Origin of the sequence: Nocardioides epinepheli, assembly GCF_037936805.1 — a bacterium.
GTDB lineage: Bacteria > Actinomycetota > Actinomycetes > Propionibacteriales > Nocardioidaceae > Nocardioides.
The window spans coordinates 1-19,777 of sequence record NZ_JBBMMC010000014.1 but is presented as its reverse complement, the minus strand read 5'-3'; the positions used below and the strand labels follow the sequence as shown (position 1 = coordinate 19,777).

The following is a 19,777-nucleotide window of genomic DNA, read 5'->3' as shown; positions in this document are numbered from 1 at the left end:
CTTCGCGGTTCAGCTGTCGATGGAGCAGGGGCCGGCGGCGGCGTTGATGCAGGTCTGGATGGGCACGCCCTCGGGCCCGGTCTCGCCGGGGACGGCGACGGTCAGCGCGCCATTGCGCAGGTCGCGGACGGCGCCGGAGCGCAGCGGGACGACGCAGCCGAAGCACACGCCCATCCGGCAGCCGCTCGGTAGCAGGACGCCGGCGCTCTCACCGGCGTCGAGGATCGGGGTGGTGCCGTCGGCGTCGACCACGGCGCCGCTGCTGAAGGTGACCTCGCCGCCCTCGCCGGCGTCGCCGAGGAGCACCGGGCGGAAGCGCTCGGTGGTCAGCGGCAGGCCGCGGTCGGCGTGGTGCTGCTCGAGGGCGTCGAGCAGGCCGGCGGGGCCGCAGGCGTAGGCGAGCCGCTCGTCGAGGTCGGGCACCAGGTCGCCGAGGTCGGCGACGTCGAGGACGCCGTCGCGCACGTCGTAGCGCTCGACCAGCCGCAGGTGCCCGGCGTCGGCGTGGGCGCGCAGCTCGTCGCGGAACATCGCGGTGTCGGTGGAGACGTTGACGTGCACGAGCACGATGTCGAGAGCGGGCGGGACGGCGCGGGAGAAGAGGTTGCGAAGCATCCCGATGACCGGGGTGATGCCGGAGCCGCCGGTGACCAGCAGCAGCTTGGCCGGCAGTGGGTCGGGCAGCACGAACTCGCCCTCGGCCGGCGCCATCTGGATCATCTGGCCGACCTGCGCGCGGTGCACGAGGTGACCGGAGACGACGCCGTCGGGGATGGCCTTGACGGTGATCGAGATGCAGCCGTCGGGCCGGGGGCCGTGGGTGAGGGAGTAGGTGCGCCACAGCCGGACGCCGTCGACGTCGACACCGACGCGGACGTACTGGCCGGGCACGTGGCCGCCCCAGTCCTTGCCGGGCTTGAGCACGATGGTCGCGGAGTCCGCGGTCTCGGGCTGGATCGCCACGATCCGGCCGCGCAGGTCGGCGCCGGCGCGCAACGGGTGAAAGACGTCGAGGACGTCGGCCAGCTCCAGCGGCGTGATCGCGGCGTCGACCACCTTGCGAAGGCGGCTGCGCAGCGAGGGCCGGGCCGCGGGTGCCGGTACGGGCTGATCGGCAGGGAGGTCGGGGGCGGTGGGGGCGGTCGCGCGAGGGGGCAGCACCGTCGACGTCATAGCTCAGAGTTTGCCCGCTGCGCGGGGTAAACTCCTGATCAAGCCACGTGAATCTCGAACACCCTTTTGTTCGCAGGAGACAAACAATGCCGCCTCGCCCACGGCGAACCACCGATCACGACCTCTTGCTGCCGCCCGCTGTCGTCACCGCGATCCGGGCCGAGCTGCCTCGGGTCGCCGAGGCCGCGGTCGCGGTGATCATCGAGGAGGTCCCGACCTACGCCGACGCCTTCAGCGGCCCGATGGGCGAGCGCATTCGCAGCGCGGTGCAGATCACCCTGGGTGGATTCCTCTCCCTGGCCAGCGGACGCCGCGGATCCGACGCCGTCACGGTGCCCGCGGTCGAGGGCGCCTACCAGCTCGGGCGCGGCGAGGCTCGCAGCGGCCGCGGCACCGACGCGCTGCTGGCGGCCTACCGGATCGGCGCCCGGGTGTCGTGGCAGCGGATGGCCGGCGACGCCGTCCGCGCGGGCCTGGACGCCGACACCCTGGCCTCCTTCGCGGCGCTGGTCTTCGCCTACATCGACGAGCTCTCCGCGGCCAGCGTCGCCGGGCACACCGACGAGCTGGCCAGCGCCGGCCGGGTGCGCGAGCGGCAGCTGGAGCGGCTGGCGCAGGCCCTGGTCGGTGGCGCCGCGGCCGAGGAGATCCATGAGGCCGCCGAACGCGCCGAGTGGACGCCCAGCACCACGCTCACCGCGGTGATCCTCCCCGAGTCGCAGGTGCGACCCGTGCGCGCCTCGCTCCCCGCCGGCACCCTGGTCGCCGTCGAGGTCGCCGGGCTCGACGGCGCCGCCCTGTTGCTGGTCCCCGACGCACACGACGGCGCCCGCAAGGCGCTGCTGCGCGGACTGACCGGGCGCGGCGCGATCGCCGGCCCGGCGCGGCCCTGGCTGGCGGTCCGGACGTCGTACGAGCGCGCGCTGCGCGCCCGGGCACTCGGCCTCGGCGAGGACACCGAGGCCCACCTCCCCACCCTGGTGCTCACCGCAGACCCCGAGGCGCTCGCCGACCTGCGGGCCCGCGCGCTGGAGCCGCTGGCCGACCTCCGCCCGGCGACCGCGGACAAGCTGGCCGACACCTTGCGCGCCTGGCTCCTCCATCAGGGACGCCGCGACGAGACGGCCGCGGCGCTGTACGTCCATCCCCAGACCGTTCGCTATCGCATGAGCCAACTACGCGAGGTCTACGGCGACACGCTCGAGGACCCAGACACCATCCTCGCGCTGACGCTCGCGCTAGGGGTGCCGTCCTCCGTTGGCGACCACCCGTAGCCTGACCCGGTGCCGCGCCCGCCCCGCCTCCTGCTCGCACTCGCCTCGGCAGCCGTGCTCGTCGCGGCATGCGCGGGGTGCTCGGAGCAGGGCGGTCGCGACGACGACGAGATCTCCCCTGCCCCCGAGAGTGCCTCGGCGCCGGCGTCCGAGACAGCAGCTGACGAGGCGATCTCCTACGTCGCGCTCGGTGACTCCTACGCCGCCGCCCCCGGCGTCCCGAACACGTCGGGCGAGGACGGCTGCTTCCGGTCCGACCAGAACTACGCCCACCAGATCGCCGCGGCCGACGACACGATCGAGCTCACCGACGTCACGTGCAGCGGCGCGACCACCGACGACGTGCTCACCAAGCAGGTGCCCGCACTCGACGCCGACACCGACCTGGTCACCCTCGGCATCGGTGGCAACGACTTCCAGCTCTTCCTCACCCTGATCGGCGAGTGCACCGCGCCGGGACCCGACGCAGCCGGAACCCCCTGCACCGATGCGGTGTCGAAACGGGCCGAGACGTGGCTCCCCCGCATCGAGGCCAACATCGGCAAGACCCTCGACGCCGTCGTCGAGGCCGCGCCCGACGCGCAGGTCGTCGTCGTGGGCTACCCCACGCTGCTGCCTCGGACCGGCTCCTGTCCGGATCTGATCCCGCTGCCGACCGGCGACTTCCCCTTCGTCAACGACGTCACCAACGGCCTCTCCGACGCCCTGCGCACCCAGGCCGAGAAGCGCGACCTCGACTTCGTCGACGTCGCCAGGGCCAGCCGCGGCCACGACATCTGCGCCAAGAAGCCGTGGGTCAACGGCGTGGACACCGCCCCCGACGGCACCATCGCCTTCCACCCGTTCCTGGCCGAGCAGCGCGCGGTGGCGAAGCTGGTCGAGCAGGCCGTCGGAGGTTGAGCAGCCGACGAGTGAGGAACGAGCTCGTCGGCGCCGACGAAACCTCGCAACCGACCTCGGAAACGTTGGCAGCGACGGTTGCCGGGGTTTCGTCAGCGCTCGCTTGCGCTCGCTTGCTCAACCTCCGGCGGCGTCGCCTGATTCGGTACCCGGGGTTTCGTCAGCGCTCGCTGGCGCTCGCTTGCTCAACCTCCGGCGGCGGGATGGGCGGCGCGGTGGACGATGCGGCCGGCGACGACGGTGAGGGCGACCGGCATCGAGCGGAGGGCGGCCGCGGACTCACCGGACGTCCCGGCCGGAGCGAGGGGGTCGCGGTCGAGGAGGACGACGTCGCCGGGTGAGCCGACGCGGACGGTGGGCTGCTCGTCGACCGAGGCGGCCAGCGCCTCGCGCGGGGTGAGCGCATGCTCGGGGTGCCAGGGGTCGCGGTCGTCGGCGCTGCGGTGGACGGCGGCGGCCATGGCCAGCCATGGGTCGAGCGGCGAGACGGGGGCGTCGGAGCCGAAGACCAGCCGGACGCCGGCGTCGCGCATCCACACGAACGGGAAGCACCGCTCACCGCGGCCGGGCCAGATCTGCTCGCTGAGGTCGCGGTCGTCGAGCAGGTGGGCCGGCTGGGCGCTGGCCCGGACGCCGAGCGCCGCCATCCGCTCGACGTCGGCGTGCGAGATGAGCTGCGCGTGCTCGATCGAGCCGAGCGCGCCGGTGGCGGCGTAGGCGTCGAGAGCGGCGCTCACCGCGGCATCGCCGATGGCGTGGGTGGCGACGTGGAGCCCGGACATGTGGGCGCGCGCGAGCAGCGCCTGGAGCTCGTGCGGGGCGAGGTTGGCGGCTCCGGCCGGTTGCGGGTGCGAGGGGTCGGCGTCGGCGTACGGCTCGCAGCACCATGCGGTGCGGGTGTTGAGGGAGCCGTCGCTGATGATCTTGAGCGGCCCCATCACCAGCCGCGGATCGGGATCGGCGGGGTCGAGCGGGGTGCCGGTGCGCAGCCCGGAGGCGATCACCGACTCCAGCCCCTCGGCGTAGGTCGCCATCCGGATTCGCAGCAGGTCGCAGCCGGCGTGCCAGCGCTCCAGCCACTCCGCGGCGCCGCCGGTGAACTCGAAGTCGACCAGCCCGACGACGCCGCGCGCGGCCGCCTCGGCGAGCGACTCGCGGTAGGCGCGGGGGCCCGCGCCGTCCTCCGGGCCGTCGTCGGTGAGTGCGGCGAGCCGCTCGTAGGCGGCGAACCACTCGTTCTCCCGCACGACCTCCTCGCGGGCACCGAGCCCGAGAGCGGCCAGTGCGGCGCTGTTGAGCCAGGCGTGGTGGCCGTCACCGGCGATGAGCACCACCGGCGTCACGCCCGAGACGGCGTCGAGCGCGGCCACCGAGCCCTCGCTCGCCCAGTTGCCGGGCCGATGCCCCCAGCCGATCACGGGTCGCCCCGGCTCCTGCTCGACCAGGCGGGCGACGAGCGCCACGGCGTCCTCGGGGGATCGGAGGCCGAGCGTGTCGACGCGGCCTCGGCTCAGGGTCCACTGGCCCAGGTGCACGTGCTGGTCCCACAGTCCGGGGATCAGCCAGCGCCCTTCGGCGAGCACCTCCTCGACGCCGTCGGGCCGGTCGAGCCCGGCGCCGATCTCGACGACGCGGCCCGAGGAGATCAGGACGTCGACCGGCTCACCACCCGCGGGCGCCACGTCGCCGACCCCGAGCGGCACGATCCGGCAGCCGCGCACCAGCAGATCCGACACCCGGGAGACGCTACCGCCGATCCGGCGCCGCAACCGCCCCGGATAGGGTCGCGGGCGTGAGGTGGCGGACTCTCGGCGTGGCGCTGGTGGCCCTCGCCGTCGGCGCCGGCGGCGGGTGGGCGCTCGCGGCGCGCGATGTGCCGGAGAAGGACGGGCCGGAGCGGACCGGCTTCGCCACTCCCGCCCCGATCAGGGCGGCCCACCCGGAGTTCCCGGTGCGGATCTACCAGGACGACCCGGACGATCCCGCGCTCGAGCCGGGCATCCCGCTCGACGCAGGCGTGCGGCTCACCGCCCAGGACGCCCAGGGCCGGCCGTCTCGCTACTCACTGAGCCTTGATGTGCCGAAGGGATGGACGCAGAGCTCGAGCGCTCCGGCCGAGTGGCGGTTCACCAGACCCGGGAACGACATCAACGCCTTCGGAATGAGGGTGAAGATCGTGGTCACCGACGAGGACTCGGTGGCGCGGGCGATCGCCAACCGGGAGGCCGCATGGCGCTCGGCCGACGTCCAGCCCGAGAACACCGTCGACAGCGTGAACTTCACGCAGGAGGACTCTTTCGGGTTCCGCGTCGACTACGTCGAGGACGGCTACAAGCGGGTCGCCTTCGAACGTTGGATCCCAGCGAACGACGGCACCACGGCCTTCGCCACCGTCGCGGTCTTCGGCCGCGAGCGCGACGTCGCCGGCATGGAGGACCTGATCAACCTCGTCTACGCGAGCATGACGCCGATCGAGCGGCCCGCCGGCAACTGAGCCCCGGATGACGGCTCAGACGTCGATCCGGATCGCGTCGAGCACCGCCTTGGCCGCGGCCCGATCGGCCGTGTGCAGCTGGACCCACAGCAGCTGGCCGTCGGAGACCTGCACCACCTGCTCGACGATGACCGACCTGCCCGGCCCGCACTTGGTGTAGAACGCCGTGACGCGCGGGTCGTCGGCGTTCGCGTCGGTGGAGGGATCGTCGGCGGTGCACTCGGAGTGACCGGGGAGCTCCTCCGGGAGCTCGGTGCCCGGCAGCAGCCCGAGGAAGAGGCCCTCGCCGTCCTGGTTCCACGTCGGGGAGGTGCCCACCGAGAGTGCTGCGTACTCCTTGCCCATTCCGTTGGGTGGCTGCCACGGGCCCACCGAGTAGGCGGTCCACTCCGCGGGCACGGTGGCCGCCAGCCGCTCGGTCTCGTCCTCGACGGTCGACGTCGTCGGCGCGGCGTCGTCGGTGGTCGTCTGCTGCGCGAAGTAGCCGCCCGCACCGCCGAGCGCCAGGCCGACCACGGCGACCAGTGCGGCGGCCAGGACGCCGCGACCGCGTCGTCGAGGAGGAGCGCCGGATTGCCCGCCGGACATCGGTGCCGTGGGCGGATCGGCCGGAGGGGCGCCCGCCGACGAGGGGGCCGGCTCGTGCAGCCAGTCGTAGGAGCCGCTCGACGGCCCGGTCGACGGCCCGCTCGACGGCACGGGCGTCGGCGTCCGGGCGCCGGACGCCGGCGGCTGGGTGGGTCGCTGGCCGGGGATCGTCAGCTGCGGGTCGACCGGCAGGACCCGGGTCTGGGACTGGTCGGCGTCGCCGACCCAGCCGCGCAGCGCCTCACCGAGTGCCTCGACGTAGGCGGCCACCGAGGGCCAGCGGTCCTCGCGGTCGCGGGCGATCGCCCGGCCCACCACCTGCTCCACCGCCGGCGGGAAGACCAGCTGGCCGGTGGACAGCGGCTTCGGCGCCTTGGGGGCGGCGGCGGCGGGAAGGGTGGCGTGGTCCCAGGGGAGCCGCCCGCTGAGCAGCAGGAAGGTGAGCACGCCGAGGGAGAACTGGTCGGCTCGCGGGTCGGGCGCCTCGCCCTGTGCCTGCTCGGGCGCGACGAACGCCGGCGTCCCGGCGATGACGGTGAGGCGCGAGGAGACGTCGAGCGCCTTGCCGAGGCCGAGGTCGCCGAGCATGGCGCGCATCTGGGTGCCGTCACCGGTGGCCTCCGCGCTGCGGAAGAGCACGTTCGCGGGCTTCACGTCGCGGTGCAGGACGCCGCGGTCGTGGAGCGCCTGGAGACCGGCGCCGACCTGGGTGATGACCTCGTAGGCCTGGGGGATGGTGAGTCCGCTGGCGGCGAGCCGGTCGGCGAGGGTTCCCTGGTCGGCGTAGGCCATCACCAGATAGGGACGGCCGTCGTCGAGCGCACCGGCGTCGTAGACGGGGACGACGTGCGGCGACTCCACTCGACGCAGGAATCGCCCCTCCTCGATGAAGCGGGTGCGCACCTCGTGCTGCTCCGACCAGTTGTCGGCGAGCACCTTGATCGCGACCGGCGCGTCGAGCTGCTCGTCGTAGGCGAGCCAGACGGTCGCGAAGCCGCCGCTGCCGATCCGGCGTCGGACGGCGTAGCGGCCGAGGTGGCTCGGACCCGTGGTGGACACCACTGCATTATCTTCGAGGCGATGAGGGAAGGAACATCGGCATGACCGCCACCGACGGAGAAGCCGCTACGCCGGACGAGATCGACGACCTCGCGCACCGCGCCCAGGACGGTGATCGCGACGCGCTCGAACAAGTGCTCGCCGCGATCCGGCCGCGCACGCTCAACGTGTGCCGCGGCGTGCTGCCGCACCTGGCCGACGCCGAGGACGCCTGCCAGGAGGCGCTGCTCAACATCGCCACCAAGATCGGCTCCTGGAACGGCCGGGGCCGGTTCACCACCTGGACGCACGTGGTCGCGGTGAACTCCGCGCGCTCGACCTACCGGCGGATGAAGAACCAGGCGATCGCGGCCGACCCGCAGGAGCACAACGCCGTCGGCGAGCGGCCCGACCCGCGCACCACCAGCGTGATCGCCGGCACCCGGCTCGACCTGCTCGAGGCGATGGAGACGATCGAGCGCGACCATCCGCAGTACGTCGAGCCGCTGCTGCTGCGCGACGTCTACGGCATGGCCTACGACGAGATCGCCACCCTGCTCGACGTCCCGCTGGGCACCGTGAAGGCGCAGATCCACCACGGCCGCAAGCTCGCCCGGCCGCTGCTGCGGGGCGAGGAGTGAGGAAGCGCCGTCCCGGTCGCGCCCGCGCGGCCGCGGTGCCGCTCGCGCTCCTCCTGGCGCTGGTCGCCGCGGGCTGCGGCGGCTACGACCTGCCCGACGACATGGCGACGCCGCAGGGCGGATCGACCGGCGGGCCATCCAGCACGGCGTCCGACCCCACCGAGACGGCGCCCGCCCAGAGCGCCGATCCGCCCCCGGCCGACCTCGACCTCGCGCTCAGCGAGCCGGCCGAGGACAGCTACTACCCCGAGGTCGGCGACCCGTCGGTCGATGCCCTGCACTACGACCTCGACCTCACCTGGGACCCCGCCACCGACACCCTCACCGGCGCCGAGACGCTGACCTTCCGCTCCACCGGCACCGCCGACCGCTTCCAGCTCGACTTCGGCGAGCCGCTGGAGATCAGCTCGCTCACCCTCGACGGCGCCGAGGTGTCCTACGAGCACACCGGCAAGGACCTGGTGGTCACCGCGCCGGTCAAGCAGGACCAGCGCTACGAGCTCGTCGTCGACTACTCCGGCACCCCGGAGCCGGTGCGGGCGCCGACCGAGCGCTCGGACCTGCTCTACACCGGGTTCACGATCGACGACGAGCACCAGACCTGGACGATGCAGGAGCCGATCGGCGCCTACTCCTGGTACGCCGTCAATGACCAGCCCTCCGACAAGGCGCTGTACGACTTCACCCTCCAGGTGCCCTCGCCGTGGACCGGCGTCGCGAACGGCCTGCAGACCGCCGACGAGCTGACCGGCGACGACGACGCCACCCACAAGACGCAGTTCCACCTCGCCGAGCCGGCGGCGTCGTACCTCATCACGCTCGCCTTCGGCGACTACGACAAGACCGAGGACATCGGCCCGAACGACCTTCCCATCACCTACTGGACCCCACGGGGCGACGAGCCGGGCGACGGGCTGCGCTACTCCCCCGAGGCGATCGCGTGGCTGGAGGAGTACCTCGGGCCCTACCCCTTCGACACCGCCGGGATCCTGCTGGTCGACTCCGAGAGCGGGATGGAGACCCAGACCCTCATCACCCTCGGTGACACGCCGTACTCGACCTCGGCCGACACCGTCGTCCACGAGTTCGCCCACCAGTGGTACGGCGACCAGGTCAGCCCCGACGACTGGCGCGACGTGTGGATGAACGAGGGCATGGCGATGTACCTCCAGCTGATGTGGCAGGCCGAGCAGGAGGGGACGCCGTTCGAGCAGTACCTCGACGGGCTCGCCGACGATGAGCGTCACTACCGCGAGGAGAGCGGCCCGCCGGGCGCCTACGACCCCTCGGAGTTCGGCAACTCCAACGTCTACTTCGGCGGCGCGTTCTTCTGGCAGGCACTGCGGGAGAAGGTGGGCGACGAGAAGTTCTTCGAGGTCGTCCGCGGCTGGCCCCAGGCCCAGGACAACAAGAGCACCGACCGCGAGACCCTCCTGGCCTACCTCGAGGAGCAGACCGGCGAGGACCTCGACGACCTGTGGAACGGCTGGGTGCTCGGGGAGTCCTCCCCGACGTCGTAGGCCGGTCTCCGGGATCAGTCCTGCGATAGTCCCGGGCGTTCGGGTTGCTCGCGAGGCTGAAGAACAACCGGATCGCCCGGGACTATCCCACTTGGGGACCCTCGCGCGGAGTGGTGAGCGGGGGGACGCCGCCGAGGCCGAGTCGGTAGCGGACGTGGGCGGCGTGGGCGGCCAGGGTGTTCCAGAGGGTCTTGTGCGCAGCCCATGGGAGCGGGTCGTCGCCGTGGTACCAGGTCTCGCCGAACGAGATCCACACCGGCGTCCAGGTGCGGGCGTCGTCCCAGGCGCCGCGCTTGGACTCGATGAGCCGGCGGCGGATCTGGAAGGCCCGGCGCGGGCCGTCGGCGCACACCGGAGCGGTGGCGACCGGCCACACCCACAGGTCCAGCGGCATCAGGTCCAGCTCGAGCTCACGCAGCCGCGCGGGATCGACCAGCACGGTCGCCACGTTCTGGTGCGGTCGCCTCACGCGAGGAGGCTACGTGGGCGGCAGGGAGTTGAGAACCTCCTGCTCCCGGGCGCGGGACAGCCCCGTGGACGGCGGATCGGGCTCGGCGCGCAGCCACGCCAGGGTGTCGCGCGCCGTCTCGGCCACCGGTCGGGTGCTCAATCCCGCGGCGAACGAGGGGCCAGGATCGTGCGACATCAACCCGTCGTAGTCGGGGCGCGGCAGCCACAACGGCAGCGCCCCCGGCCCCATCCACGGCTCGACGCCGGCCTCGGTCAGCGCACTCCCCGGCACCCAGGCCAGCTCCGGGGTCGCGCCCACGCCGGCGGCCACCGCCTCCAGCAGCTCCGACGTCGTCGACACCGGACCGACGCCGTCGTAGACGCCGGTGGTGCGCTGCTCGGCGGCAGTGACGATCCAGGACGCCAGGTCGCGCACGTCGATGATCTGGACGACGTCGTCCGGCTCGCCCCCGGCCAGCACCCGCCCACCGGCGCGGGCCTCCGCCAGCCGGGCCGGCCAGTACGAGAACCGTCCGGTCGGATCGCCCGGCCCGCAGATGAGCCCGGGCCGGATCACCATCGCGGACGCCGCGCTGGCGAGCACCGCCTCCTCACAGCCGCGCTTGAGCGGGCCGTAGGCCTCCGGGTGCTCGGCCAGGTCGGCGTCGGCGTGGCGGGCCGGGTGGAGGGGCAGCGTGTCCGGCGTGCCGCCGGTGAGGGAGTCGTCGGAGTAGACGTTGACGGTCGAGACGAAGATCCAGTGCGCGTCGGTCCAGGCCGAGAGGGCCGCACGCACCCACGAGGGCTGACGGGCGACGTCGACGACGACGTCGACGCCGCCGACCTCCTCGCCCGGCGCCGGCTCGGCGCTGCGGTCCCAGCGGACCCACTGCGCGCCGTCCGGCACCGTCCCCGAGTCCGCACGGCAGGCGCAGACGACGTCGTGGCCGCGTCGCAGCGCCTCGGCCGCGACTGCCTCGGACAGGAACACCGTGCCGCCCAGCACCAGGATCCGCATGCCGACAGCCAACGCGTCGTTCCGCGACGCGGCAAGCGATTCCGCGGTCGGCAGAATCGGCGGGCTCGCCGCGAGTGGACAACAATTCGTCAATCACCTAATCTTTTGATTGATGAACGCCACCCTGCTCGACCAGACCCGCGCCCTTGCGAACGAGAAGCGCCTGGAGATCCTCGCGCTTCTCAAGGACCCGGCGCAGCACTTCACCGTGGAGGAGTACGACGCCGCCGAGGGCCTGTGCGGACTCACGATCGCCGAGCGACTGGGGATCGCTCCGGCGACCGCCTCGGCGCACCTCAAGGTGCTGCTCCAAGCCGGACTCGTGACCTCGGTGCGGATCGGGAAGTTCACCTACTTCGCTCGTCGGCCGGACGCACTCGGGGAGCTTGCCGAGCAGATCCGAACCTTCTGAGCCACGCACCGAGCAGGACCGGCCACCGACCCGCGAGTCCTATCAATTCGTCAATCACCTGATCGTCGCATCCGATGCGGCCGTCGCGAGCATAAGGAGCACACCGTGACCTCTGTCCATCTCGTCTGGGCGCACCCGCGCACCGATTCACTCACCGCCCGCACCGTGGCCGCGATCCGCCACGAGCTTCGCCGCTCCGGTGTGCCGTTCACCGAGATCGACCTCTACCGCAGTGGCTTCGACCCACGGCTCCACGAGGCCGACGAGCCCGACTGGGGCCGCGCCAAGCGGTACTCCGAGGAGGTCATGCACCTGGCGGCCCAGGCGCAGGAGGCCGACGTGCTGATCTTCGTCTTCCCGACCTGGTGGGCCTCGGTGCCCGCCATCATGAAGGGCTACATCGACCGGGTCTTCAACTACGGCATCGCCTACGGTCGCCGGTCCGAGCTCGGCCCCAAGGTATGGCGTTGGATCACCCCGGTCGGCGAGACGTACGAGGAGTTCGCCGCCGAGCGGCACGCCGACACCAGCATGGCGCACGTCCTGAACGAGGGCATCGCGCGCTACAGCGGGGCCACCGACAGCGAGGTGGTGTTCTTGTACAACGCCTTGGGCGAAGGGCTCCGGGACCTCCCCGGCCACCACGTCCAGCTCGTCGAGCAGGCCGTCGAGACGGTGCGGGAGGTCCTGGAACCGGAGTGCGTCGCGGTCGGCTGACCCCGCCTCAGGAGCTGGGGGTGAAGGAGCTCAACAGGTCTCCCAGGCACCCGAACGAGGCGCTCAGCACCGGCCCGGCCGCGGCCGGGTTGTCGGTGTTGAGGAAGTTCAGCTCGGAGTCGAGCACCTCGAGCTCCTGCAACTTCGCGATGCCCTGTTGCTCGACCAGGTTGCGGGCGATGCAGGTGCTGGCCTCGACGTCGTCGGCGCTGCCGTCGTCGAGGATGCCCTGGGTGATGTTCTCGATCGCCTTCTGCTGGTCGGCGTCGGTTCCCTCGCCTCCGCCGGTGGTCTCGGTGCCGGGCTCCCCGGTGCTGCTGGTGGTCTCATCGCCTTCACCCGCGGTATTGGAGCCGCCGGAGTCGGCGATCACCTTGGCCAGCACGACCGCGCCGACCACGAGGACGACGGTGACCACCGCCACCGCGACCCACATCCGGTTGCGGTTGCCACCGCTCGGGCCGCTCGGCCCAGTCGGGGCACCCGGGCCGACCGGCGTTCCCGGTCCGGCCGAGGAGGCGAAGGTGGGCGGCGTCGGCGTCCGGAACGTCACGGGAGCCGGTACCGGTGATGGCGAGGAACCGGCGGTAGGACCGGTCCCGGGCGTCGGCGTCTGACGCGGACCGCCACTCCACGGCTTGGGGTCGGAGACCCGCGTACCCGGGGTGACCTGCTCGTCGTCGTGCAGCGGCCGGACGCGAGTCGGATCGTCGGGCAGGCGCAGGACCTGCTTGAGGTCGTCGCGCAGGGCCGCCGCGCTGCCGTAGCGGTTCTCGGGCTGCTTGGCCAGCGCGCGCCGCAGCACCCGGTTGATCTCCGAGGCCAGCGGACCGGTGGGCGCCAGCTGTGGGATCGGTCCCTCGAGGTGGGCCATCACGATCTGGTAGTCCGTGCTCCCGCTGTAGGGCGCCTGGCCGCTCAGAGCCGCCCACAGCAGGCAGCCCATCGAGTAGATGTCGGACGCCGGCCCCGACTCGGCGCCCATGTGGAGCTCGGGCGCCATGTAGGTGGGCGTCCCGATCGCGTGACCGGCCTGAGTGAGCTGGTTCTGGGCATCCATCTGGCGCGCGATCCCGAAGTCGCCGAGGTAGGCCTGGAGCACGTTGTCGCGGTTGCGCAGGAGCACGTTGGCCGGCTTGATGTCGCGGTGGATCAGCCCGGCGGCGTGCGCGTCGGACAGCCCGTCGGCCACCTGGGCGATCAGGTTGAGCGCGATCCGCGCCGGCGGCCGGCCGTGGCGGGTGAGCATCTGGCCCAGGTCGCCGTCGGGGATGAGCTGGGAGGCGATGTAGAGGCGGCCGTCGGCCTCACCGAAGGAGTACACCTGGACGACGTGGGGCGAGTCGAGCGAGGCCTGCGCCTGCGCCTCGCGGGTGAACCGAGCGCGGAACTCCTCGTCGTCGCCGATGTGGGGCGTGATGACCTTCAGCGCGACCTGGCGGTTGAGCTGGGTGTCGAGCGCCTGGAAGACGATCCCCATGCCGCCCACGCCCAGGCGTCGCCCCAGCCGGAACGCGCCGAGCTGCGCGCCCGGCTCGGGAGTTCCGGTCGTCATGGTCACGCCAGCCTATCTACCCAGCCAGACGCCTCCGCACGCACCTGTCCGGCTGGGATAGTCCCGGGACTTCGGGTTGCCTGAAGCGCGAAAGAACAACCCAAAGTCCCGGGACTATCGCCCTCGGGCCTCAGAACAGCAGGGCGGAGCCGGGGTCCTCGAGGATGCCGGCGACGTCGGCGAGGAAGCGGGAGCCCTTCTCGCCGTCGATGTGGCGGTGGTCGAAGCTCAGGGCGAGCGTGGTGACGTGGCGCACCGCGATCTTGTCGGAGCCGTCGTCGCCGGCGACCACCCAGGGCTGCTTCTTGATGGCGCCGAAGCACAGGATCGCCGACTCGCCCGGGTTGATGATCGGGGTGCCGGCGTCGACGCCGAAGACGCCGACGTTGGTGATCGTGAACGTGCCGCCGGCCATCTCGGCGGGCTGGGTCTTGCCGTCGCGGGCGGTGGCGGTGAGCTCGCCGAGGGCGGTGGCGAGCTCGACGAGACTGAGCCGTTCGGCGTCCTTGATGTTGGGCACCACCAGGCCGCGCGGCGTGGCGGCCGCGATGCCGAGGTTGACGTAGTGCTTGTAGACGACCTCCTGGGACTGCTCGTCCCAGAACGAGTTGATCTCCGGGGTCCGGCGCATCGCGAGCAGCACGGCCTTGGCGAGCACCAGCAGCGGGCTCACCTTGAGGTCGCGCAGCTCGCGGCGCTTCTTCAGCCGGGCGACCAGGTCGACGGTCGCCGTGGCGTCGATGGTGACCCACTCGGTGACGTGCGGCGCGCTGAAGGCCGAGCCGACCATCGCCGAGGCCATCATCTTGCGCACGCCCTTGACCGGCTCGCGGGTCTCGCGTTCGCCCGGCGCCGCGGAGAAGGCAGCCACCGGGGCCGCGGCGGTGGTCGAGCCGGTCGGGGCGGCCGCGCCCGAGGCGGCCTGCTCGACGTCGGCGCGGGTGATCGTGCCGTGCGGGCCGGACGCCGCACAGGTGGCGAGGTCGACGCCGAGGTCCTTGGCCAGCTTGCGCACCGGCGGCTTCGCCAGCACCCGGACGTCGCCGGCCGACCGCGCCTGGGCTGGCTGCTCAGGCTGCTCGGCGCCCGCGGCCCGGGCGTCCTGGGCCGGCACGGCCGGCTCGTCGGACTCGATGACCGGCTGGCTCTGTGCCCCACCGGGGGCGAAGGCACCCTGGACCTGCATCTGGGTGGCTGCGGCCGACTCGGTCGACGGCGACGCAGAGCCCTTGCGGGGACGGCGCACCGGCCCACGCTCGGCCTTCGTGCGGCCCACCAGGCTCTCGCCCTCGCCGCCGCCGCTGGCGGCGGGGTTGGACAGGTCGATGACCATGTCGGCGACCGGGGCCGCCGGAGCGGCCGGCTCCTCGGCAGCAGCCGCGCCCGGCTCGCCGATCCGGATGATCGGGGTGCCGACCTCGACGGTCTCGCCCTCGGCCACCAGCAGCGCGCTGACCTCACCGGCGTACGGCGAGGGGAGCTCGACCAGCGACTTGGCGGTCTCGATCTCCACGACGATGTCGTTGATCTCGATGACGTCGCCGACCTTGACCTTCCAGCTGACGATCTCGGCCTCGGTGAGGCCCTCCCCGACGTCGGGGAGCAGGTACTCGGGCATCGCTCAGAACTCCAGACTGCGGTCGACGGCGTCGAGGACCCGGTCGAGGTCGGGGAGGAACTCCTCCTCGATCCGCGAGGCCGGGTAGGGCGTGTCGAACCCGCCCACCCGCAGCACCGGCGCCTCCAGGGAGTAGAAGCACTCCTCGGAGATCCGGGCGGCGAGCTCGGATCCGAGGCCGAGGTTCGTGTGCGCCTCGTGGACGACGACGGCCCGGCCGGTGCGGCGCACCGACTCGTGCACCGGCGCCATGTCGAGCGGAGAGAGGGTGCGCAGGTCGATGACCTCCAGCGAGCGACCCTCGGTCGCAGCGGCCTCGGCGGCCTTGAGCGCGGTCTTCACCGTCGGGCCGTAGGCGAGCACCGTGGCGTCGGTGCCGGCGCGGACCACGCGCGAGGTGAACAGCGGGGCGACGTCGTCGATCGTCTGGGTGTCGTCGAACTCGGCCTTGTCGGCGTGGTACTGCCGCTTGGGCTCCAAGAAGATGACCGGGTCGTCGCAGGCGATGGCCTGCTGGATCATCCAGTAGCCGTCGATCGGGTTCGAGCAGGCGACGACCTTCAGGCCGGGGGTGTGCGCGAACTGCGCCTCCGGGGACTCACTGTGATGCTCGACCGCGCCGATGCCGCCGCCGAACGGGATCCGGATGACCATGGGCATCTTGGTGCGGCCCTTGCTCCGGTAGTGGATCTTGGCGACCTGGCACACGATCTGGTCGTAGGCGGGGTAGACGAAGCCGTCGAACTGGATCTCCACGACCGGGCGGTAGCCACGCATCGCCATGCCGACCGCGGTGCCGACGATGCCGGACTCGGCCAGCGGGGAGTCGATGACGCGGTCCTCGCCGAAGTCCTTCTGCAGACCGTCGGTGATCCGGAAGACGCCGCCGAGCTTGCCGACGTCCTCGCCCATGAGCAGGACCTTCGAGTCGTCCTCCATCGCCTTGCGCAGCCCCATGTTGAGGCCCTTGGCGAGGGTGATCTTCTGGCTCATCAGTGCGCCCCCTCGAACGAAGCGTGGTACTCGGCGAAGGCCTCGCGCTGCACGCGCAGCTCCTCGGGCTCCTGGTCGTAGACGTACTCGAAGATGGCCTCCGGCTTCGGGTCGGGCATCGCCTTGCAGCCCTCGCGCAGGGTGTGGCCGAGCTCGTCGGCCTCCGCGGCGAGCGCGTTCATGAACTCCTCGTCGACCAGCCCGTTGCGCCGCAGGTAGACCTCCACCCGCGCGATCGGGTCCTTGAGCTTCCAGCTCTCGACGTCGTCGGAGAGCCGGTAGCGCGTCGGGTCGTCGGTGGTGGTGTGGGCACCCATCCGGTAGGTGTAGGCCTCCACGAGCGTGGGGCCCTGTCCGTCGCGGGCACGCTGGAGCGCGGCCTGGGTGACGGCGTAGGTGGCCAGGACGTCGTTCCCGTCGACCCGGACGCCGGGGAAGCCGAAGCCGAGGGCGCGCTGGTAGAGCGGGATCCGGGTCTGGCGCTCGATCGGCTCGGAGATGGCCCACTGGTTGTTCTGGCAGAAGAACACCACCGGGGCGTTGTAGGAGGCGGCGAAGATGAACGCCTCGTTGACGTCGCCCTGGCTGCTGGCGCCGTCGCCGAAGTGGGCGATCACCGCGGCGTCACGCTCGGGGTCGCCGGTGCCGACCACGCCGTCGCGCTGCATGCCCATGGCGTAGCCGGTGGCGTGCAGGGTCTGCGCGCCGATCACGATCGTGTACTGGCCGAAGTTGACCTCGGCCGGGTCCCACCCGCCGTGGTCGACGCCGCGGAACAGGCCGAGCAGCTTGAGCGGGTCGAGGCCGCGGCACCAGGCGACGCCGTGCTCGCGATAGGTCGGGAAGACGTAGTCCTGGGGGCGCAGGGCCCGACCGGCGCCGATCTGGGCGGCCTCCTGGCCGAGGAGCTGGGCCCAGATGCCGAGCTCGCCGTGGCGCTGGAGCGCCGTGGACTCGGTGTCGATGCGCCGGGTGAGCACCATGTCGCGGTAGAAGCCGCGCAGCTGCTCGGCGGAGAAGTCGAGGTCGAACTCCGGGTGGTGCACCCGCTCGCCCTCGGGAGTGAGCAGCTGGACCAACTCGGGGCCGCCGTCACTCTGACTGGGACCGAACACCTCGACCAGGTCGGGACCGAAGCCCGACGTGGTAGTGCCCGGTTCGGGGGGTGCATTCATCGAACGGCTCCTTCTCGTGGCCCGGCGGTGGGGTCACCACTTCCAGGTGCTCGGGGCGGGTCGGCCGCAGGGGTGGCGCGGCTGTGACCCGGGACACAGACCGAAATCGGTGCCAACCTACCGCCGCGCCGGTCACGGCCGCCAATCCACCGAGCCGCCCCCGCGCGCGACGGCGTCGAACTTCCGCTCGGCCTCCGGTTGCGCCGGCACCGCCCGGTGTAGGTTGCCCCCGACCGCTGCCAGGGACCACGGCGGTCGCCACCGTGACGAACCCCCTGCGTCACCCCCCACGACGGTGTCGGGATCCGCAGGAGAGGCAGACATGAGTCGGTACGAGGGGCGCCACGGAACGGGCGCGCGACAGTCCGGGGCACGGCTGTTCGGATTCGTCGCCGCCGTATTGCTGCTCATCACGACCGCCGGAGCGGCCTGGGTGATCCGTACTGCCAACGACGAGCCCGCCGAGGCCGGCGGCCCTCCCGAGCCGCCGCGGACCAATTCCTCCGGGGAGCCGTGCCCGGCCTCGGTGCGCGTGGCCGTCGAGCCTGCCTACCTCGCGTCGTGGACCACGGTCGCCGGGGCGTACCGCGTCGACGGCTGCGCCCCGGTGCAGATCGAGGCGAGCTCGTCGGACGTGCCGACGACCGGCGACGACGGCCCGGCGGGCTGGCTGGCCGGGAGCCGCCAGCAGGTCGAGGCTGCCGAGGGCGAACTCAGTCCGGTCGGCGAGCCGACGACGGTGGCCGGTGTGCCCCTTGTACTCGCCCTGGACCCCGAGACGGTCGACGGCCTCGGTGGCCCCGACACGCTGGCCCGACCCGCCGCGCTGGGACCCCTGGTGCGCGGAGTGCGGTCGCTCCCCGACGGCGCCGAACTGGCCATCGCGCTGCCCGACCCGGGCACGAGCGTCACCGGGCGGCTCGGCTTCCTCGGCCTGGTGACCACCGCGACCGGCGAGGCCTTCGCGGTCCCGTCGTTCATCACCCCCACCCGGAAGGACCTCACCACGATCCGCATCGAGCATCGTGTGGTCGCGCTCACGCCCGACGAGCTGGCCGTCCTCGACGTCGACGCCGACCCCGCCGCGAACGCCTTCCTCACCTCCGCGCCGGTGCTCGCGGCGTCCGGCTCCGACCTGGCGCCGGTGCCGCTGCGTGGACCGCGGCCGGCGGTGCCACTGGTCACGCTCGACGCCGATGCGACCGAGCCGCTGGCCGCGTTCGCCACCTTCCTCACCTCCCCCGAGGGCGCTGCCGCCCTCGCCGGCGCGGGATTCGTGCCGGCCGACGAGCTCGGACCGCTCGACGAGATCTCGGCGAAGGACGCCGGGCAGGTCGGCACCGCCTTCGGCTTCATGCACCAGCGGATCTCCACGATGGTCGCGATCGACGCGTCCGGCTCGATGGAGGAGACCTTCCCCGGCACCGACACGAGCAGGATCGAGCTCGTGCGGCGTGCGGCCCGCGATGGCATGCGGGTGGCCAGTCCGGCGTCGCGATCGGGGCTCATCGTCTTCCGCAGTGACGACGATGACGACGTACCGGTGATCACCCGGCCGGTGGACCTGGAGCCGAACGGACCGCAGAGCGGGCCCTCCCACCGCCAGGCGATGCTCGATGCCCTCGACGAGCTCGAGGTCTCCGGCGGCACTCCCCTCTACAACGCCGTACGGGAGGCCTACGACTACACCCTCGAGCAGTACGAGCCCGGCATGGTCAACCAGCTCCTGGTCCTCTCCGACGGACAGAACCGTGACGCCGCGGGCTCGATCTCCCTCGAGGACCTCCTCGCCGACCTGGCCGATGCCTCCGACCCCGACCGGCCGGTCCGGATCATCGCGATCGGCATCGGCGCCTCGGCCGACATGGAGGCTCTGACCGACATCGCCGAGGCCACCGGCGGCCGGGCGACCTGGCTGCAGAGCTACGAGGGCTACGCCGACGCGGTCAGCGAAGCGCTGTTCACCGGCTGACCGGAGACCCCAACCGGCTCACGCACGCGCAGGCCGAGCAAGCGCTCGGAGGTTGAGCAAGCCGACGAGTGAGGGACGAACTCGTCGGCGCCGACGAAACCCCGAAGGCGACCTCGGGAGCCCTGGCAGCGCCGGTTGCCGGGGTTTCGTCGGCGCTCGCTGGCTGTTCTATACCGCGAGGTTGGTGACACCGGGGGTGCGGGTGACTGGGGGTCTTCCGGCTAGTGCGGTGTGGGGTC

At 72.3% G+C, this 19,777-nt stretch carries 17 protein-coding genes; 8 read left to right on the top strand and 9 right to left on the bottom strand.

Annotated features, from left to right (window positions below; all coding sequences use genetic code 11):
- Window positions 1–9: 9 nt before the first annotated feature.
- On the bottom strand, window positions 10–1,173 hold the full coding sequence (locus WMR31_RS17380; RefSeq protein ID WP_340540145.1) for a ferredoxin reductase: 1,164 nt from the start codon (window positions 1,171–1,173) through the stop codon (window positions 10–12).
- 86 nt (window positions 1,174–1,259) lie between these two features.
- Between WMR31_RS17380 and WMR31_RS17375 the strand changes: the two genes are divergently transcribed.
- Window positions 1,260–2,447, top strand: coding sequence for a PucR-like N-terminal domain-containing protein (locus tag WMR31_RS17375; protein ID WP_340540144.1), 1,188 nt, complete (start codon window positions 1,260–1,262; stop codon window positions 2,445–2,447).
- A 9-nt stretch (window positions 2,448–2,456) separates the two neighbouring features.
- Entirely contained in the window at window positions 2,457–3,347 is an 891-nt protein-coding gene (locus WMR31_RS17370) for an SGNH/GDSL hydrolase family protein (RefSeq protein WP_340540143.1), read from the top strand.
- A 185-nt stretch (window positions 3,348–3,532) separates the two neighbouring features.
- Here WMR31_RS17370 and WMR31_RS17365 read toward each other — a convergent pair whose 3' ends face one another.
- Window positions 3,533–5,083: an amidohydrolase gene (locus tag WMR31_RS17365; protein WP_340540142.1), complete on the bottom strand. Its 1,551-nt coding sequence runs from the start codon at window positions 5,081–5,083 to the stop codon at window positions 3,533–3,535.
- A 56-nt stretch (window positions 5,084–5,139) separates the two neighbouring features.
- Here WMR31_RS17365 and WMR31_RS17360 point away from each other — a divergent pair, with 56 nt between their 5' ends.
- Window positions 5,140–5,841: a hypothetical protein gene (locus tag WMR31_RS17360; RefSeq protein WP_340540141.1), complete on the top strand. Its 702-nt coding sequence runs from the start codon at window positions 5,140–5,142 to the stop codon at window positions 5,839–5,841.
- Window positions 5,842–5,856: 15 nt separating this feature from the next.
- Here WMR31_RS17360 and WMR31_RS17355 read toward each other — a convergent pair whose 3' ends face one another.
- Complete coding sequence (locus tag WMR31_RS17355) at window positions 5,857–7,488, bottom strand: serine/threonine-protein kinase (RefSeq protein ID WP_340540140.1); 1,632 nt, start codon at window positions 7,486–7,488, stop codon at window positions 5,857–5,859.
- 41 nt (window positions 7,489–7,529) lie between these two features.
- On the opposite strand from WMR31_RS17355, the gene WMR31_RS17350 reads away from it, so the two are divergent.
- Entirely contained in the window at window positions 7,530–8,108 is a 579-nt protein-coding gene (locus WMR31_RS17350; protein ID WP_340540139.1) for an RNA polymerase sigma factor, read from the top strand.
- A complete protein-coding gene (locus WMR31_RS17345; protein WP_340540138.1) occupies window positions 8,105–9,628 on the top strand; it encodes a M1 family metallopeptidase in 1,524 nt (507 codons plus the stop codon). The genes WMR31_RS17350 and WMR31_RS17345 overlap by 4 nt, the downstream gene beginning before the upstream one ends.
- 82 nt (window positions 9,629–9,710) lie before the next feature.
- On the opposite strand, the gene WMR31_RS17340 is transcribed toward WMR31_RS17345, so the two are convergent.
- A complete protein-coding gene (locus WMR31_RS17340) occupies window positions 9,711–10,097 on the bottom strand; it encodes a hypothetical protein (RefSeq protein ID WP_340540137.1) in 387 nt (128 codons plus the stop codon).
- A gap of 9 nt (window positions 10,098–10,106) precedes the next feature.
- Window positions 10,107–11,096, bottom strand: a complete 990-nt coding sequence (locus WMR31_RS17335) for an NAD-dependent epimerase/dehydratase family protein (RefSeq protein WP_340540136.1) — start codon at window positions 11,094–11,096, stop codon at window positions 10,107–10,109.
- Between the two features lie 112 nt (window positions 11,097–11,208).
- Between WMR31_RS17335 and WMR31_RS17330 the strand changes: the two genes are divergently transcribed.
- Window positions 11,209–11,508: an ArsR/SmtB family transcription factor gene (locus WMR31_RS17330; protein ID WP_340540135.1), complete on the top strand. Its 300-nt coding sequence runs from the start codon at window positions 11,209–11,211 to the stop codon at window positions 11,506–11,508.
- Between the two features lie 105 nt (window positions 11,509–11,613).
- Entirely contained in the window at window positions 11,614–12,225 is a 612-nt protein-coding gene (locus WMR31_RS17325) for an NAD(P)H oxidoreductase (protein WP_340540134.1), read from the top strand.
- 7 nt (window positions 12,226–12,232) lie between these two features.
- Here WMR31_RS17325 and WMR31_RS17320 read toward each other — a convergent pair whose 3' ends face one another.
- From WMR31_RS17320 to pdhA, 4 genes are all read right to left on the bottom strand, one after another.
- Window positions 12,233–13,780, bottom strand: a complete 1,548-nt coding sequence (locus tag WMR31_RS17320; RefSeq protein ID WP_340540133.1) for a serine/threonine-protein kinase — start codon at window positions 13,778–13,780, stop codon at window positions 12,233–12,235.
- Window positions 13,781–13,910: 130 nt separating this feature from the next.
- Window positions 13,911–15,398 (bottom strand): dihydrolipoamide acetyltransferase family protein, encoded by a 1,488-nt coding sequence (locus tag WMR31_RS17315; protein WP_340540132.1) that lies wholly within the window; start codon window positions 15,396–15,398, stop codon window positions 13,911–13,913.
- A gap of 3 nt (window positions 15,399–15,401) precedes the next feature.
- Window positions 15,402–16,391: an alpha-ketoacid dehydrogenase subunit beta gene (locus tag WMR31_RS17310; RefSeq protein WP_340540131.1), complete on the bottom strand. Its 990-nt coding sequence runs from the start codon at window positions 16,389–16,391 to the stop codon at window positions 15,402–15,404.
- Window positions 16,391–17,566, bottom strand: a complete 1,176-nt coding sequence (gene pdhA, locus WMR31_RS17305; RefSeq protein ID WP_340540130.1) for a pyruvate dehydrogenase (acetyl-transferring) E1 component subunit alpha — start codon at window positions 17,564–17,566, stop codon at window positions 16,391–16,393. The genes WMR31_RS17310 and pdhA overlap by 1 nt, the downstream gene beginning before the upstream one ends.
- A gap of 322 nt (window positions 17,567–17,888) precedes the next feature.
- Here pdhA and WMR31_RS17300 point away from each other — a divergent pair, with 322 nt between their 5' ends.
- Window positions 17,889–19,538 (top strand): vWA domain-containing protein, encoded by a 1,650-nt coding sequence (locus WMR31_RS17300; protein WP_340540129.1) that lies wholly within the window; start codon window positions 17,889–17,891, stop codon window positions 19,536–19,538.
- The last annotated feature ends 239 nt before the right edge of the window (window positions 19,539–19,777 follow it).

What these genes read in the sequence shown, in the direction of transcription:
- WMR31_RS17380 (WP_340540145.1), bottom strand. Translation starts at nt 1,173, where the DNA reads ATGACGTCGACGGTGCTGCCCCCTCGCGCGACCGCCCCCACCGCCCCC.
- WMR31_RS17375 (WP_340540144.1), top strand. Translation starts at nt 1,260, where the DNA reads ATGCCGCCTCGCCCACGGCGAACCACCGATCACGACCTCTTGCTGCCG.
- WMR31_RS17350 (WP_340540139.1), top strand. Translation starts at nt 7,530, where the DNA reads ATGACCGCCACCGACGGAGAAGCCGCTACGCCGGACGAGATCGACGAC.
- WMR31_RS17335 (WP_340540136.1), bottom strand. Translation starts at nt 11,096, where the DNA reads ATGCGGATCCTGGTGCTGGGCGGCACGGTGTTCCTGTCCGAGGCAGTC.
- WMR31_RS17330 (WP_340540135.1), top strand. Translation starts at nt 11,209, where the DNA reads ATGAACGCCACCCTGCTCGACCAGACCCGCGCCCTTGCGAACGAGAAG.
- WMR31_RS17320 (WP_340540133.1), bottom strand. Translation starts at nt 13,780, where the DNA reads ATGACGACCGGAACTCCCGAGCCGGGCGCGCAGCTCGGCGCGTTCCGG.
- WMR31_RS17315 (WP_340540132.1), bottom strand. Translation starts at nt 15,398, where the DNA reads ATGCCCGAGTACCTGCTCCCCGACGTCGGGGAGGGCCTCACCGAGGCC.
- WMR31_RS17310 (WP_340540131.1), bottom strand. Translation starts at nt 16,391, where the DNA reads ATGAGCCAGAAGATCACCCTCGCCAAGGGCCTCAACATGGGGCTGCGC.
- pdhA (WP_340540130.1), bottom strand. Translation starts at nt 17,566, where the DNA reads ATGAATGCACCCCCCGAACCGGGCACTACCACGTCGGGCTTCGGTCCC.
- WMR31_RS17300 (WP_340540129.1), top strand. Translation starts at nt 17,889, where the DNA reads ATGAGTCGGTACGAGGGGCGCCACGGAACGGGCGCGCGACAGTCCGGG.